Genomic DNA, 16,247 nt, shown 5'->3' on the forward strand with positions numbered 1-16,247 from the left:
AACTCATTATTAAAGAACTGCCTGCTTCGTTTATTTCGCTACTCGTATATCAAAGTAATCCATTACTAATTCACAAAACATCATGTTGGCCCACGAAAACCATTCTCGGGTGTATTGATTTGGATCATTTACATCAAAGCCTTCATGCATTAAATGCGTTCCAGCATCGGTAGCTACTAACAGATTCAAAATCCGCTCCTTTTCCTGCTTGTCGGGGGTCGTCATGCCTTCCATGGCTAAAGCAATCGGCCAAACATAGTTTTCAGGAGTATGAGAAGAGCCGATTCCTTTGGCGTACTTGCCTTCATAGAAATAAGGATTCTCTTTACTTAACAATGTCTTACGTGTGGCCAAATAGGTTGGATCATCTATTGTTCCATAGCCTAAATAAGGGGCGGAAATTAAATTCGGGACATTGCTGTCATCCATGATGGTGGCATTCCCTTTGCCATCAACTTCATAGGCAAAAATAGTCTCTTCTGCTTGATTGACTGTTCGCCCGTATGCGTCAATCCCCTTTTGTATCTCGGTTTTCAGCTTATGAGCTCTAATAACCAGCCCTTCATCGGTCAAAACATCACGGAATATCTCTTCCAGGTACCCCAGCACTACGACTGCGAACATATTTGAAGGAACTAAATAGCCATACTTGCAGGCATCATCGCTTGGTCGAAAACCTGACCAGGTCATGCCGGTATAAGTCACTTCTGCTCCCCGACCAGCGTTAATCAAGGTATCTTCTTGGCGGGTTGTATCACGTTCAAACGTATAACCGGACTGATTGTGGTCCTGTTCTATTTCAAAGACCGTTAAGATTTTCTTGACTCCTTCAACAAACGCTTCATTAAATTGGTCTTTTCTTCCTGTATTTTTGTACAGTAAATAGGCTAGCTGGATCGGGTAGCATAGAGAATCAATCTCATACTTACGCTCCCAGATCCAATCATTCATTTCGGTATGATCGGTTTGATGTCCTGCTTGGTTGGCAGTTTCATTGAAGGCATTGGCATAAGGATCTATATTAATATAGAAGAACTGTTTCTTCACTAACCCAGCAATCATATCTGCCAAATCGTCATCTTCCTTAGCAACCACTAGGTAGGGTCTTACCTGCGCTGTCGAATCACGCAACCACATTGCTGGAATATCCCCCGTCAGCAAGAAAGTCGTTCCATTCTTTTGACGTTTCACTGTCGTTAAAAGGGTATTGGCAAACGCAGCATTGAAATTTTCCGCCCAGTCAGCATGTTCCTTGCCGCATTTTTCTGTTACTTGCTCCATAAAGTTCACAACTGATTTTGGTATATCTTTATAAGTCATCCCTCGTCATCCCCTCGCTATTTGATATATCATTTACGGAATGATTATATCCTACTTAGCTGTCCCTGTCTACGCTTTCATTAAGATTTATTTTGCTATTTACAGAATAGAGAAATATGATAAGATATAAATATGATATACCAAATAGGAGGATACCATGGAACCTTTATATAAAACGATTTTAAATGACCTCAAAGACAAGATCACCAATGGTACGTTAATTCCCGGCAGTCAGGTCCCCACTGAAAAGGAGCTGTCAGATACTTACGGCGTCAGCCGAATCACCTCTAAACGTGCATTAACCGAGCTGGAACAATTAGGCATGATTGAGCGAACGCGAGGAAAAGGCAGCTTTGTCAAAGAAGTGCTCTCAGAAAAAAAACAAACCAAACGACTATTGTTTTTACTTCCCTTTTCCAATGACCTTTCATTGGGGAATTTTTCGGAAGGATTGCTTCCGGTGGTTCAAAAGGAACAATTTGAAGTCATGATGACTAATTTTGATTTTTTAACCAATCATCAGGCTAATGACATTTCGCAGGAATTTGACGGGATGATTTATTATGCCGACGATGAAAGCCAGCATTTGGATTTACTGTTTGATCTTTCTTTTCAGCAATTTCCGATCGTGGTACTGGACAAACAGCTGCACGATTTGAATTTGCCGGCGGTTCTTTCAGACAACCTAGCAGGTGGTAAAGCAGCCTGCGACTATTTAATAGAAAATGGTCATAAACAAATTGCCTATATTTTTGGCAACCTTCATCCCCCACAATCCACTAGGCAACGGTATTTGGGGTATATTCGCAGTTTGAAGGAACATCAGATTTCGTTTCATACGACTTTGGAAGACAAAATGGCTAATCCGAAAAATTTACTTGCGTATGTTGCCAAAAATGAAGTGACTGCCTTAGTATGCGAGAATGATTTGGTCGCTATTGAAGCGATGCGAATTTTAAAACAAGGCGGCTATCAGCTGCCGGAACAATTATCTGTTATTGGCTTTGATGATATTCAGGCGGCTTCTTTAGTTGATCCAGCTTTAACAACGATTTCCCAGAACTTTAAAGAAATCGGCGCTCTTGCAGGGCAAGCCCTAATTGACTGGATCAACACTGGCCAACAGCCCGACAGCCAAAAAGTTGAGGTAACCTTAATCACACGAAATTCGACAAAGGAGCAACCTATCCATGATTGAAACCATTGACACTCGACACGGCACCGCCAACCAACACAGTTTTTCTAATGGCAATTGCCTGCCCTACACCGGCGTTCCATTTGGTATGAATTATTTTGCGCCACAAACGACTGATCAAAACGGCAGCTGGTGGTTCCACCCTGCTGATCGCACATTTCAAGGATACCGACTGACCCATCAGCCAAGCCCTTGGATGGGGGATTTTAGCCACTTTTTAATGACACCTTTTAGTGATGAATTAGCAGATATTTCTTTATTTCATGCACAAAGTTCGTATCGTCCAGAAGAAGCGACCTTTGCACCTTACCAAATAAAAATCGAACAATTACGTTATGGAATCAATTCAACTTTGGTGCCTAGTATGTATGGCGCTCTTTTGGATATTCGCTTTACTCAACAGCAGAATGGTTTACTTTTGACTATCCCTGGCTTAAAGGATGTTCAGCAAATTAGCGAACACGAACTTCACGTAAGCTTGGTTAACTTCAGCGGTTGCGAGGATGAAAACTTTACATTTTATCTGACTTTCCGCTTTACTGAGCCGCTGCTGTCTTTGAAGAAATCTAGTAAAGAACCGGATTGTTTTTTACGTTTAGATTTTGGCGCAATTAAGCAGCAAACGGTTCGATTAGGTACTTCATTTATCAGTCAAGAACAAGCCAATTTAAATCTAGCACGTGAAAAGGAACTAACACTGCCTGACTTTTTAGAAACAAGCAAACAAGAATGGACTTCTTACTTTGATCGTCTGCAAGTTGAGCATACTGATCCTAACCAAACTCAGACCTTTTACCATAATTTGTATCGAGTCTTCTTGTTTCCGCAGACCTTCTATGAAATCGATGAAAACGGGAAAAAGATTCACTACGATACCTTCAATAAAAAGGTTCAATCCGGGGTTTTATACACAAATAATGGTTTTTGGGATACCTATAAAACGGTCTACCCTCTCTATTCCTTAATTGCGCAAGAAAAGTACGAGGAAATGCTGGAAGGATTTTTGAATAGCTACGAAGAAACTGGCTTTTTACCAAAATGGTTGTCCCCCGATGAGCGGGGATTGATGCCCGGAACTTTAATTGATGCCGTTATTGCCGATGCGGCTGTTAAGAACATTCGTCCCGATTTAATGCCCCGTTTCTTGGAAGCCATGAAAAAAGGCGCCACTGTCCAAAGCGATCGGGAAAATTATGGACGACAAGGAACCCTTGATTATCTAAAATATGGGTATGTTCCTAGTAACTATCACGAGTCAGTCAATCACACCTTGGATTATGCATACAGTGATTTTTGTATTAGCCAAGTCGCACAAACGTTAGGCGAGGAAAAAACGGCGCAAACCTATGCGCAGCAAGCCTTAAATTATCAGCAAATTTTTGATCCTACCGTTGGATTAATGCGTGCCAAAGATGCTGCTGGTGCTTTTCGTGAAGACTTCTCACCGATTCGTTGGGGGAAAGATTACGCAGAAGGCAGTGCTTGGCAAAGTAGTTTTGCTGTGTATCAGGACTTTCAAGGCTTGATACAACAGATCGGTGGAAGAGAGGTTTTCACCGCAAAGCTTATCGAACTTTGTAACCAGACACCCGCTTTCGATGTAGCCGGCTATGGCTTTGAGATTCACGAGATGAGTGAAATGGCGGCAATTGAGTTTGGCCAACTGGCGATTTCCAATCAACCAAGCTTTCATTATCCCTACCTGTTCAGTTATGCTGGTAAACCAGAAATGGCCCAACCGTTAATCAAAAATCTCTTAACGGAATGCTTCAGCTCTGAAAGTAACGGTTATCCTGGCGATGAAGACAATGGCAGCATGGCGGGCTGGTACATCTTTAATTCATTAGGTTTTTATCCGGTGAGTCCTGGTACCGGTGAATATGTCATTGGCATGCCGTTGATTAAAAAGGCGGTACTGACCCTATCCAACGGTGAGACGCTCACAATTACTGCTTCGCCGAATCAACGCCAGCAGCTGTTCCTTCATGAAACCAAGCGAAACCATGAAGTTCATCAAAAGCTATTTTTTACGCATGACGATCTAATGACTGGTGGAAAAATCGACTATCACTTAGGAATCGTTCCTAACCCGCAAGACTACACGATTAATGATTTACCTTTTTCACTATCAAAATAAGGACGATTTCGCAAAGGTGTCCGTTTGTAGAAAAACGATACTTTTATCTAGAATAAAAAAAGGCTTCGCAACTTAGCTTTGTCGGAGTTAAGTTGCGAAGCCGAACATCGTTAGCACTGGCATTACAAGCATTCCAATTGTGAATACTTCCTCTAATGATAAAGAAGACCCGGAAAATCCTGCGAAGATTTTTCCGGGTTTTCCTTATCCCATCATTCGTTCAAAATTTACAGCTGCGCCAATTAAATTCGCATCATTACGATAGTAACAAGAAACCACCTCTGGCATAATTTCTTCGATTGATTCAGTTGCTAAATAATGGTACAGCCGTGCTTTAATTGCAGCGACAACCTCGTCTCGTTCTGAAATCCCACCGCCGATAATAATCATCTCCGGATCAATCGCCACTTGCAAATTGTACAAGGCTAAACCTACTGCATCGTACATCGCTGTCAGATACTGCTGCGCTTGCTCATTGCCAGCATCTGCTCGTGCAAATAATTCTTTGCCATTTATCGTTAGCCCTGTATGTTGACTAAATGCCTTGGCGGTGTTCACAGCCGTCCCTAACTGACTTAAGATGGTTTGACCATAAGGCTTCATTAAACCAAACTCCCCGCCAAACAAATGTCGCCCCTTATACAGCGTTCGATTGATAAAGATCGCACCACCGATTCCTGTTCCAATAACCACAAAAACAGCGTCTTGTACCTGCTTTCCCGCTCCTGATGCCATTTCACTGATTCCAGCACAGTTGGCATCATTTTCAATCGTTACTGGCAGTCCGAATTCAGCTTCTAACTCATCGAAAATTGGTCGAAAGTGCAAGTAATCCACTGCACTCACGCCTTCAATCTGACGTGCCGCTACATTAACGGCTCCAGGAGAACTAATGGCAACCCCTTTAACCTCGGGAATTTTTTCAAGCTGTTTTTTCATGACTTGAGTCATTTCTTCAAAGGTTCCTGGTGTAGCAAAATAGCCCTGCTGTGACAGCTGTTGATTTTGCCAACGACCATATTTTATTGAGGTGCCGCCAATATCAAACACCGCTAAAGTCATTCATTTTCCTCCTTGTTGTCTACATTCGAATAATCCATCAAGTACTGTTCCCGGAATTCCTTTGGGGTAATCCCATTGAGCTTTTTGAACATTTTTGAAAAATAGTTGGTATTGTTATAGCCTGTCTCGTCAGCAATTTCATTGATATTTTGATTGCTGTAAAGCAAGAGCTGCTGCGCCTTTTTAATCCGTACTTGATTTAAATATTGAGCAAAGCTGCTGTGCATTTCCTTTTTAAAGAGCTGTCCTAAATAAACAGCATTCAGGTGCAGCTCATCGGCTACTAGCTTCAAATTAAGATCCTGCGAATAATCCTTACGAACAATTTCAATTACTTGCTGTGTCGCTTCAGAAATTTGTTTCTCAACCGGCTGTACACTCACCAGTTGCAGGACCTCTTCTAGCACCTGCTTTAATTGATAGACTGTTGTACTCTGACGAATTTTTTGAATCGTTTCCTCGTAAATCACCTTCGTTGCCGTAGGATATTGCCGAGAAATGTCGGTAAACAATAAAAAAGCAATGTAACGGGCATTTTCTGGCTGCAGGTGCTGAAGGTGAACTTCTTCAAAAATTTTGTCTAATTCCTGTTGAATTGTTTTAGCATCACCGATCATCAGCGATTTGTTAAAGACTAGAAAAGAAAATTCCTGTTCATTTAAATTTTCTACTAATTCCAGCTTTTGATTCGGCAGCAAATCAGGATAGAATGTATTCAGTTCTTCAATCTGCAGCACTTTCTCGTAGCTTTCATAAACATTTTCCCAATCGAGAATCGTTTCTCCGGTATAAAAAATCAACTTCCCACTGGATTGCCGCTTTAATTCCGCCAAAAAGCGTTTCAACTGTTCCGCATCTCCTTGAAAGATCAAAGTGATCTGTTGATCCTGCAGGGGACCACCCGTAATGACTAGCCGCTGGCCCTTTATTTTCAGCTGTTTAATAATCGTTACTAGCTGACTGGCATCACTTAAAATTCTGATCGCTGTAAAGGGGCCTTGTGGAGTCATCTTCTGCCGATTCATCAATTCAAAAAAATCATGTTCGTTCAACTCATCATTTAGCCAACGACTAATACTATTTTCGCTATAAAGTTGCTCTTGGTCTTTAAGATATCGCTGATCAGTTAATTCCTGATAAATTTTCTTCACAATTTCAGTCAATTCTTCTTGATCTACCGGCTTAACTAGATAGTCTTTCACACCCAAGCGAATGCCTTCTTTAACATACTCAAATTCCTGATAACCAGATAAAAAGATTGCCGCAAACTCATAACCACGGGCTTGGGCTTGTTCCACCATCTCGATGCCTGTCATTTCGGGCATCGTAATATCGCTAACCACCAAATCAATTGGATATTTGCTTAAATAATTTAAGGCTTCACGTCCTGTTCGCGCAGTGGCTACAATTTCAAAGCCTAACTCTTGCCACGGAATAATCTGCTTCAAGCCTTCTAAAATCATATATTCATCATCCACCAACATCGCCTTATACAACAAGTGCTTTTCCTCCTTTAATCCGAATACTCACGGTCGTTCCTTTATTCAATTTTGACTCGATCTGCATTGAGAACCCCTGTGAAAAAGAGTTATTCAATCGTTCGTACACATTGCGCATGCCAATCGAAGTGCTCGGACGATTTTCTGTCCTTACTAATTTTTCCTGTAAATTTAGTAATGCTGCTTCTTCCATACCTTTGCCGTTATCAATCACTTGAATCACAATATCTTCATCTTCGAAAAAGACTTTCACGCTGATCGCATTATCATTACGGGTATAGTCGATCCCATGAACAAAATAATTCTCAACTAACGGCTGCAAGCTGAATTTGGGAATCACTAGTTGTTCTAGTTTATTTTCAATGGTGAAGCGATAAGCGACTCGATCAGGATAACGCATTTGATACAAGTACACATATTTTTCACAAAAAGACAATTCTTTCTTTAACGTCGTTGTCTTTTCTTGGGTAGTATTGTTACGCAACAAGGCTGAAAAAGCATACACCACATCTGCCAATTCCTTTTGCTGCTTACTTAATGCGTACATCCGGATATATTCCAATGTATTATAAAGAAAATGAGGATTAATTTGCGATTGCAATGCCCGCATGTGGGCGTCCCGCTGCTTAATCTCCAGTTCGTAGTTTTCCTTAATATACTGATCTAAGCTGCCGATCATAAAATTGATCGCTTGGGATAGGTCCAGCAATTCATCTTGCACTAAAGAAAGATCGATACGTTCTTGTAAATTCCCTTCCGCGACACTGTGGGTGATTCCTACGATGGTTTCAACTTGTTGAAAATACCGTTTGAAGGTTCGATGCAATACCACGAGTAATACACCTGCCAATAAAACCCCTACAAGAATAATTAGGCTAAAGGCCCGAATGTTTTTCCACCAAAACACCTGTTTATTTGCTACTAAAACGTAAGAATAGGCTTTACTGGTCTTACGATCCAGCACGTAATAATTTTTTCGAATGGCTTGCGGCACACTGCTTCTTTTTTTTATCCCTTCAATCAAAGTATGGTATTGTGCCTCTGTCACTTGATGATGGGTAGAAAACATCACTTGATCCGCATTATCGATAATGAAGGCATCGATTCCTTCATCTACTAATGACTGTGCTAAGCTTCCTAACACTGCGGATTCTGAAAAATCACCATAAATTTGGCCAATCGGCTGAAAACTATATTGATCAATAATTGGGCGATTAATCAGAAAGCCTGCTTTATCAGGAAGTTCCCCCTGCATTTTCTGACCGTTAGGATTTCGTCGGTCGGCTTTCAAATAATTTGGGGAACCATCCAATGTAACATAAAGCTCCTCTAAATCAGGAAATGCTGTGAAGAAACCGCTAATAGTAGCTGATACGCGCATGTCTACCTGATAATCGTCCCAGTATTTTTGTGTGAAATCAAAATATTCCGCTGAAGACAGATTCAAATATTTACGAACATTATCCACCGCTGCATTGGAGCTAGCTAACTCCATATAAAGATAGCTCATCGTATTATCCTTGTCTGTAGCGTAACTGTGGATGCGACTTTCTAAAATATTCATTTCATTCATCAGCTTCTTATGATTGGAATCGGCTGTAAAAACGCACAAAGCAGCCACTGTCAGCAGGATAATCCCCACTAACAGAAGGCTGTAAATTTGCATTAATCGATTCATCAAGTATTTTTTTTTAGTAAAACCCCTAGGTCGTTTACTCATGCACTGCCAACTTTCTATCTACCAAAATACGGTTGTCCTTTGTGGCGTAACCGCTCCAAATAACCAGTAATGAAAAAGCCGCAAATACTATCAACCCCTTGCAATACCAAGTAATCGCTAAAATACTAGCCACGCCGAAAAGCACTTTCAAAAAGACGCCGAAATTCAAGAAGACACTAATAAAGGCTAATTTCAATAAATTAAGTGTTGAAATTTCATAGCTAGTTTCATATAACGTGGTATATAAAAACAACACTAAGACCATTAACAATACAAAAAATAAAAGGAAGGCGATAATCAGCCAAAGCAACCCTTGAATCTGGGCTGCTAAATAAAGATTGTACGCAAGAACAAAAGTAAGAACTGCAAACAAGCCAAAATGCAGGTTTCCTCGCTTGAAATTTGCCTTCCAGCCCGCCAAAAAATTCTTAAAGGTCACTTCTTGGTAATTGATGCCATACTCGGTTAATAGATCACTCATGGTTTGAAAGGCGGGGCCAATCCCAAATACCAATCCTCCCATGAAAGAAAACAAAAGAAAATACAGGTTCAATTTAATGATTGTCCAAACAACGTAAAATAAGCGTTGAATTCCACTACTTGCCATAGTTTTCACCTCTTCATTTCTGATAAATGTACAAACCTTATGCCATAACCAGTTTACAAACTAAGGTTTATACACCTGTCATATAATAACATGAATCTCGTATTTAGAAAGGCCTCGCCAACTCGCTTAGGCCGACAAAGCGAGTTTGTGAAGCCGTACATCGTTAACACTGGTATTACAAGTATTCCGATTTTAATAGCGTGAATAAAAGTCAGCAGCAGGTATTGCTCCTGCCACTGACACTAACAATTATTGATTGTCGGCAATATATTGATCTAATTGCTCTTGCATCGCTTTTTGAACGGTTTCCCAGCCAGCTTTTTTCAGTTCTTCATTTAGTTTTGGCAGGTTTTCCTCTGGATCAATCGAGCCGGTGTTCAAATTCGCTGCGTAGCGATTCATCACATTCATGATGTTGGTTAATTCTGTTTTGAAGCTGTCAGTTTTTACGTTGAAGCCCAAAATTGGTGAAGTTTCGGCAGCTTCAATACTGCGGTCACGTTCTTGAATCATTTCGTCAGTCACTGTTTCAGCTGTATAAAGAATCATATTGTTGCCCGTGTTCCAAGCATCCATGTGCGCTTTTGGTTTGTAGCCATCTAGCAATTTGATTTTGCTGTCGCCAATTTTTTCCCAAGCTTCGCCTTCAATTCCCCATACCAAACCATTTAATAGTTTAGGATCCGTATTTAGCAGGTTCAAGAATTCCACTGCTTTTTCTTTATTTTTTGACGTATTAGAAACAACAAAGTTTGCCATTTGTGCTTGCGCCGTTGTTTTCAGTTGGGTTGTTAAAGGACGAGAAACCAAAGGCTGAGTCGCTGCCTGGGTCAACAACGTGTCACCGTAATCAAGTGGTCCTTGTGTCTCTTCACGCATAAACCAAGTATTTCCCTCTAATGGATACGCCTGGGTATCTGTAGCAGCATCTGATGGAATCAATCCATCTTTATACCACTGATGCAAGACTGCTAGATTCTCTTGGAAGCCAGGATCTTCATATTGGTTAATAATCTTCGGCGCTCCGTCAGCATCTAGTTTCACTGCAAAAGGATAATCCTTCCCTAAAGGAAAATCGAAATTACCAGAAGCTTTGAAGGTTTGTCCAATAGCAAACGCGGCAATATTTGGTTCTTTTTCGTGGAACTGCTTCAAGACCTCTGTTGCTGAGGCATAAGAGCCATCCACTTTACTGATGTCTAAATCATACTTTTGAACAAATTGATCATTGAAGGTTAACACCTGTTGCGCCCAAGAATTTCCGTAGACCGGAATCGCATACAACTTTCCGTCTACCTCATTGCCTTTCTTGTACATTTCAGGCAACTGATCCATGTAGTCTTTCGCATAAGTTTGCGACAATTCTGTTAAATCAGCAAAGGCACCTTTTTGAGCATTTGCCACGTATTGATAAGCAAAGGCAATATCATAGCTTTCCCCTGAGTTAATGATGGTGGGCATTTTCTTGTCCCAGTCACCCCAACTGATGTATTGCAAGTCGATGGTTACACCGATTTCATCTTTAATCTGTTTGTTGGCAATTTCCATCAATTCATCGTAATTGTCTGGCTTGTCGCCCACCTGATACATTAACAACGTATTGGAATCTCCACCGTCTCCTTTTGAATCATTTGAGCCGCCACAAGCCGACAATCCAACCGTTGCTAAAGTAATTGCTGCTAGTCCTAGAACTTTCTTCCAAGCTTTCATCTTTCCACTTCTTTCTACTATAGTATTCGTCTTTTATTCTTTGACACCGCCAATAGTTAAACCACCAACAAAGTATCGTTGGAAAAATGGATACGTTAATGCAATTGGCAAGGTTGAAACGACTACAATGGCCATTCTCGCTGACTCACTTGGTAACGAAGCCAGTCCACCTTGCAGCTGCGCACCTAAGCCCGCATTTCTTGCTAGAAAATCCAAATTGTTTTGAATCTTCATTAACAAATATTGTAAAGGAACGAGATTATCTCTTTGAATATATAGCAATGCGTTCAGCCAGTCATTCCAGTAGCCTAAAGCCGCAAACAAGCTAATTGTAGCAATCCCTGGTACTGCTAGCGGCAACACAATGCTGGTAAAAATACGCATCTCGCTTGCCCCATCAATTCTAGCTGATTCGATAATGCTGTCAGGTACTGTCTTTTTAAAGAACGAACGCATGACCAAAATGTTAAACGGGCCTAATGCTAACGGCAGGATCAACGCCCAGATCGTATCTTTTAAATACAACAGATTGTTTACTACTAAATAAGTTGCGACCATTCCTGGGGTAAATAGCATCGTAATCAACGCAAAAACGGTAAAAAACCGGCGGAACGGAAAATTAGATCTTGAAATAACGTACGCATACAAGGAAGTCATCGAAGCATTCACAACTGTTCCTAAAACGGTCACAAACACCGTCACACCAAAAGCCTGAAAGATTTTTTTACTCATCTCTCCTGCAAAGATGTAGCTGTAGGCCGCTGTTGAAAATTCTTTAGGCCAGAAACGATACCCCATTTCTGCCAATGACGCTTCTTGAGTTAAGGAAATCATGATCACAAAGAAGAAGGGCAGGACACAAGAAATCGCAAACAGGGCAATCACTATATTAAAAATTAAATTGACCGTCGGATTAAAGGAACGGACTTCAACTTTGTTTACTTTTTTCTTTTTCATTGAATAGGTCCCTCCTTAAAATAGTGCTGAATCCGGTTCGATTTTTCTGACAACAAAGTTAGCTACCAGCAGTAACGCTGCTCCAACCACCGATTGATACAAGCTTGCCGCCGAAGACATACCAATATCTCCTGTTGCAGTCAAGCCATTGTAGATGTAGGTATCCAATACCGCTGTAACTTGATACAAAGCGCCCGAATTTCGCGGAACATTATAAAACATGCCAAAGTCTGCTCGGAATATCCCACCAATGTTCATAATTAGCAACACTAGCATCATTGGGACAATCTGTGGAATCGTCACATTCTTGATCTGTTGCCATTTGCTGGCGCCATCCACCATCGCCGCTTCATAATATGTCGGGTCAATGCCCATCACAGACGCATAGTAGATGATACTATTGTAGCCTAGACTTTTCCAGACATTCATAATAACGAAAATTAACGGCCACCAGGTCGGATCACTATACCAGCTGATTGGATCTTTCCCAGCACTAACTAACCATTGATTAATAATCCCTTTGTCAGGACTCAAAAAAGCATAAACGAAGTAGCCAATTACAACCCACGAGAGAAAATAAGGCAATAGCGACATCGTATGATAAACCTTCACCATTTTCTTATTGCGCAGCTCACTCATAATAATCGCAAAAGCAATGGCGAAAAATAGATTAAATGCTAGAAAAACGATATTGTACAATAGGGTGTTTCTAGTAATTAACCACGCATCCTGAGAAGAAAATAGAAACTTAAAGTTATCAAAGCCGACCCACTCACTGGTCATCAGGCTGTCAATGAACCCATTTGGCGAGATGCGAAAATCCTTAAAGGCCACAATATTTGCAAACACTGGGATATAAAAGAAGAAGATAAACCAGATAAACCCAGGTAAAGCCATTAAAATCAACGCTTTATACCGCCACACATTTTGCCAAAATCCAGCTTTCTTTTTTTTCTGCATTCCTTCAACTCCTTTCGAAAACATGATATCGCTTTCTCAAACGAGAAGTAATGAACAAACTTAAGGTATGTCGCAACAAATTAAAGGAAAGCAGGCAAAGCTATTTTTGATGGAAACCATTTGTGATAAAACCTAGGTAGATACTTTTATCAATTTTTTCAAAAGTCACTAGTGATGCTTTCACAAGAGCTGCAACTAAAAAAATGAAAGCGATATCCAGCAGGTAAATCACTAGGAATCACTTTCAATCGAAACGATTTGTTAAAAGTACAGTTAGAACGGTGAAATAAAAGGAGGAAACACCAATGGTTGAAATCGCTTTAAAAAATGTTTATAAACAATATGACAACAACGCCAATTATTCAGTAACTGATTTTAATTTGGCAATTAAGGATCAGGAGTTTATTGTATTTGTCGGACCTTCCGGTTGTGGGAAATCCACCACTTTACGGATGATTGCCGGACTAGAAGATATTTCTGAAGGAGAATTTTTGATCGATGGCCAATTAATGAATGATGTGGCTCCTAAAGATCGCGACATTGCGATGGTCTTCCAAAACTATGCCTTATACCCTCACATGACGGTATTTGATAATATGGCTTTCGGGTTGAAATTACGTAAGATCAATAAAGAAGAAATCAACTCACGGGTCGCTAATGCTGCTGAAATATTAGGTCTAACTGATTATCTCGATCGCAAACCAGCTGCTTTATCTGGTGGTCAAAGACAACGGGTGGCTTTAGGGCGGGCCATTGTGCGGGATGCACAAATTTTCTTAATGGATGAGCCTTTATCTAACTTAGATGCCAAACTGCGGGTGGCTATGCGTGCTGAGATTGCCAAGCTACATCGCCGGTTGCATACAACAACAATTTATGTAACCCACGATCAAACAGAAGCTATGACTATGGCTGACCGCATCGTTATTATGAAGGACGGCTTCATCCAGCAAATCGGCTCACCCATTGACGTCTATAACGCACCCAGAAATGTATTCGTAGCAGGCTTCATTGGTTCACCTGCCATGAACTTTTTCAATGTGACCTTAACAAATGGAACCATTACCGATCATCAAGGCCTTCAGCTAAAAATCGCTGAAGGCAAGAACAAAACGTTAGTGAAAAAAGGCTATGAGGGCAAACAGCTGATCTTCGGTATTCGTCCAGAGGATATCCACGCCGAACAAATCGCCCTTGATACGACGCCAGAAGCTACTATTCAAGCCGAAATCGTTGTTTCAGAACTATTAGGAGCGGAAACGATGCTTTACTCGCGGGTAGGTGAAACAGAATTTATTTCACGAGTAGACGCACGCGACTTCCACCAACCTGGCAAAACAATTGATTTGGCCTTTAACTTAAACAAGAGTCATTTCTTTGATAAAGATACTGAAGAAGTGATTGATTTAGACTAGACAACGAATAAAAACTGCCTATTCCCAAATTAGGAATAGGCAGTTTTTATTCGTTGTATTTAGGTGTAAAACCATAAGAAAACCGCGAATAATGAGTCTCCTACCACTGTTACTCTACTGTATATCGAACCTGTTTGAACAGCGTAAATTCAGGTGATTCTTCATCAATTTCCTTATCGTCTTCCCTTCGTCAAAATCAGTTACCATAAATTCCAACGTATTGTCTTCTGGCGCAATCGTTGGTGTCAGCAAGTGTACAGTACCGTTACCAACATCGGATAAGTTATTGATTTCTTTTTTTACTTCCTGTGCCCCGGCAGAACAGCCTGATAATAATACGATCATTGATAACAACCCAATTAGCCCTAATTTTTCCATTCTCTTATCCTCCGCATTCTAACGAGAACTTGCATGCGATTAAAGTCGTAAATTACGCACGTTTAGCGGCACAGCTATAGTCCGTAGGGAAAAAAGCTGAATAAAAGAAGGGAAAAAACTAAAAACAGTAGGATCAAGAATAACACTACAATTACACTACCAACGAATCTAATAATTCCTTTAATCACTTTCTTTATGCTCATGCCTGCGCCCTTTCAATTTTGAATGATACAACTCGATACTTAATTAATCAGAGCCTGCTCAACCATTCATAATGATCATTCATTTTTCATTAATATTGTTTTCTAACCTTGATGAATCTAACTATCCTATTAATTATACTTCGTTTTGTTCGAGTTTTAAAAACTATAATTAATTTCCCGAGAATAGAGATAGCCAGAACCTCATCTCAATCAGTGCTCTTTAGTTCTGGATTTCTTCAGGCATTTCTCATATTGAGCAGGATACGAAATTATTAATAGTATGTAGTGAAGCACGTACACTTTTTGGCAGGCTAAAAAAGAACGACCTCCCTAAGAAAGTCATTCTACTAGCTCGCTATTATAAAATTCCATCAGCTTCGGTGACAACCGGTACCCGTTTCCCCAAACAGTACCGATCAATTCCTCTTGGAAACCTGCATCATACAGCTTTTGCTTCAATCGTTTCACCAACAACGATGTCTGTGCCAACCGTGAGTTATTTGGTGCACTTCCCCACACATAATTGCAAATTTCTTCCCTTGAAACAAGGGCTCCTTCTCTAGCGATTAGACAATCAAATATCATGTCTTCCTTCTTCGTTAAGCATTGTTTAAATTCCTCTAGCGTTCGCGGTAAATCTCTTCTTTGATAAAAAAATGACGACACGTCCATTTGTTCTCCCATCAAATGTTCCGCTAATTGTTCCCGTAGCAGATCCACGGACTGTTCCGCATAAATCCAGCTATTCATCCCGATCTTCAGTAAGGTATCCTTCTCTTCAATAGAGGGAGGATGACCAAACTTGCGCAGCATAACCAGCCTTTCACCACTGATAAACACCAGCAGACTACGAACTTCTTCATCTGTTAAGGTTTCGCTAAAAATAATTGCCTGATAGTTTTGAAGCACATGGGTTCGCTTCGGGTGACGTTTCAATTGCTTCAGTACCTCGACGGAGCAGAAAACCTCATAGTTCAAGTATTGCAGCAGCTCTTGCATAGGCTGTTCCACTAATAAGTTCTTGGTTAAAATCAATATCGGGCGCATGATGATCACCTCCTTTCTTTCCTCTATAAGGCAAAAG

Annotated in this window: 13 protein-coding genes; 3 read left to right on the forward strand and 10 right to left on the reverse strand. The window is 40.6% G+C overall.

Annotated features, from left to right (window positions below):
- Positions 1-30: 30 nt before the first annotated feature.
- Positions 31-1,320 (reverse strand): glycoside hydrolase family 125 protein, encoded by a 1,290-nt coding sequence (locus IGI42_RS19275; RefSeq protein WP_438717651.1) that lies wholly within the window; start codon positions 1,318-1,320, stop codon positions 31-33.
- A 157-nt stretch (positions 1,321-1,477) separates the two neighbouring features.
- On the opposite strand from IGI42_RS19275, the gene IGI42_RS19280 reads away from it, so the two are divergent.
- Positions 1,478-2,518, forward strand: coding sequence for a GntR family transcriptional regulator (locus IGI42_RS19280; RefSeq protein WP_438717652.1), 1,041 nt, complete (start codon positions 1,478-1,480; stop codon positions 2,516-2,518).
- Positions 2,511-4,652 carry a GH92 family glycosyl hydrolase gene (locus tag IGI42_RS19285; protein ID WP_438717653.1) on the forward strand — a complete coding sequence of 714 codons (2,142 nt, stop codon included), beginning with the start codon at positions 2,511-2,513 and terminating at the stop codon, positions 4,650-4,652. Before IGI42_RS19280 ends, IGI42_RS19285 begins: the two co-directional genes overlap by 8 nt.
- A gap of 204 nt (positions 4,653-4,856) precedes the next feature.
- Here the strand turns inward: IGI42_RS19285 and IGI42_RS19290 are convergent, their stop codons facing one another.
- The 7 genes from IGI42_RS19290 to IGI42_RS19320 form a co-directional block, all read right to left on the reverse strand.
- Positions 4,857-5,714 (reverse strand): ROK family protein, encoded by an 858-nt coding sequence (locus tag IGI42_RS19290; RefSeq protein WP_438717654.1) that lies wholly within the window; start codon positions 5,712-5,714, stop codon positions 4,857-4,859.
- Positions 5,711-7,210, reverse strand: coding sequence for a response regulator (locus IGI42_RS19295; protein WP_438717655.1), 1,500 nt, complete (start codon positions 7,208-7,210; stop codon positions 5,711-5,713). Before IGI42_RS19295 ends, IGI42_RS19290 begins: the two co-directional genes overlap by 4 nt.
- Positions 7,203-8,933, reverse strand: coding sequence for a sensor histidine kinase (locus tag IGI42_RS19300; RefSeq protein ID WP_438717656.1), 1,731 nt, complete (start codon positions 8,931-8,933; stop codon positions 7,203-7,205). Before IGI42_RS19300 ends, IGI42_RS19295 begins: the two co-directional genes overlap by 8 nt.
- Positions 8,926-9,540, reverse strand: coding sequence for a YesL family protein (locus IGI42_RS19305; protein ID WP_438717657.1), 615 nt, complete (start codon positions 9,538-9,540; stop codon positions 8,926-8,928). Before IGI42_RS19305 ends, IGI42_RS19300 begins: the two co-directional genes overlap by 8 nt.
- Before the next feature lie 249 nt (positions 9,541-9,789).
- Entirely contained in the window at positions 9,790-11,250 is a 1,461-nt protein-coding gene (locus IGI42_RS19310; protein WP_438717658.1) for an ABC transporter substrate-binding protein, read from the reverse strand.
- 33 nt (positions 11,251-11,283) lie between these two features.
- Positions 11,284-12,207, reverse strand: a complete 924-nt coding sequence (locus IGI42_RS19315; protein ID WP_438717659.1) for a carbohydrate ABC transporter permease — start codon at positions 12,205-12,207, stop codon at positions 11,284-11,286.
- A 15-nt stretch (positions 12,208-12,222) separates the two neighbouring features.
- Positions 12,223-13,167: an ABC transporter permease gene (locus IGI42_RS19320; RefSeq protein ID WP_438717660.1), complete on the reverse strand. Its 945-nt coding sequence runs from the start codon at positions 13,165-13,167 to the stop codon at positions 12,223-12,225.
- A 305-nt stretch (positions 13,168-13,472) separates the two neighbouring features.
- Between IGI42_RS19320 and IGI42_RS19325 the strand changes: the two genes are divergently transcribed.
- Positions 13,473-14,582 carry an ABC transporter ATP-binding protein gene (locus IGI42_RS19325; RefSeq protein ID WP_438717661.1) on the forward strand — a complete coding sequence of 370 codons (1,110 nt, stop codon included), beginning with the start codon at positions 13,473-13,475 and terminating at the stop codon, positions 14,580-14,582.
- A gap of 114 nt (positions 14,583-14,696) precedes the next feature.
- Here IGI42_RS19325 and IGI42_RS19330 read toward each other — a convergent pair whose 3' ends face one another.
- Both IGI42_RS19330 and IGI42_RS19335 read right to left on the reverse strand, forming a co-directional pair.
- Positions 14,697-14,960 carry a hypothetical protein gene (locus IGI42_RS19330; protein WP_438717663.1) on the reverse strand — a complete coding sequence of 88 codons (264 nt, stop codon included), beginning with the start codon at positions 14,958-14,960 and terminating at the stop codon, positions 14,697-14,699.
- Between the two features lie 542 nt (positions 14,961-15,502).
- Positions 15,503-16,210, reverse strand: coding sequence for a helix-turn-helix domain-containing protein (locus tag IGI42_RS19335; RefSeq protein ID WP_438717664.1), 708 nt, complete (start codon positions 16,208-16,210; stop codon positions 15,503-15,505).
- Positions 16,211-16,247 lie beyond the last annotated feature (37 nt).

The sequence above is a fragment of the Enterococcus sp. AZ109 genome (genome assembly GCF_051714625.1).
Taxonomy (GTDB): Bacteria; Bacillota; Bacilli; order Lactobacillales; family Enterococcaceae; genus Enterococcus_A.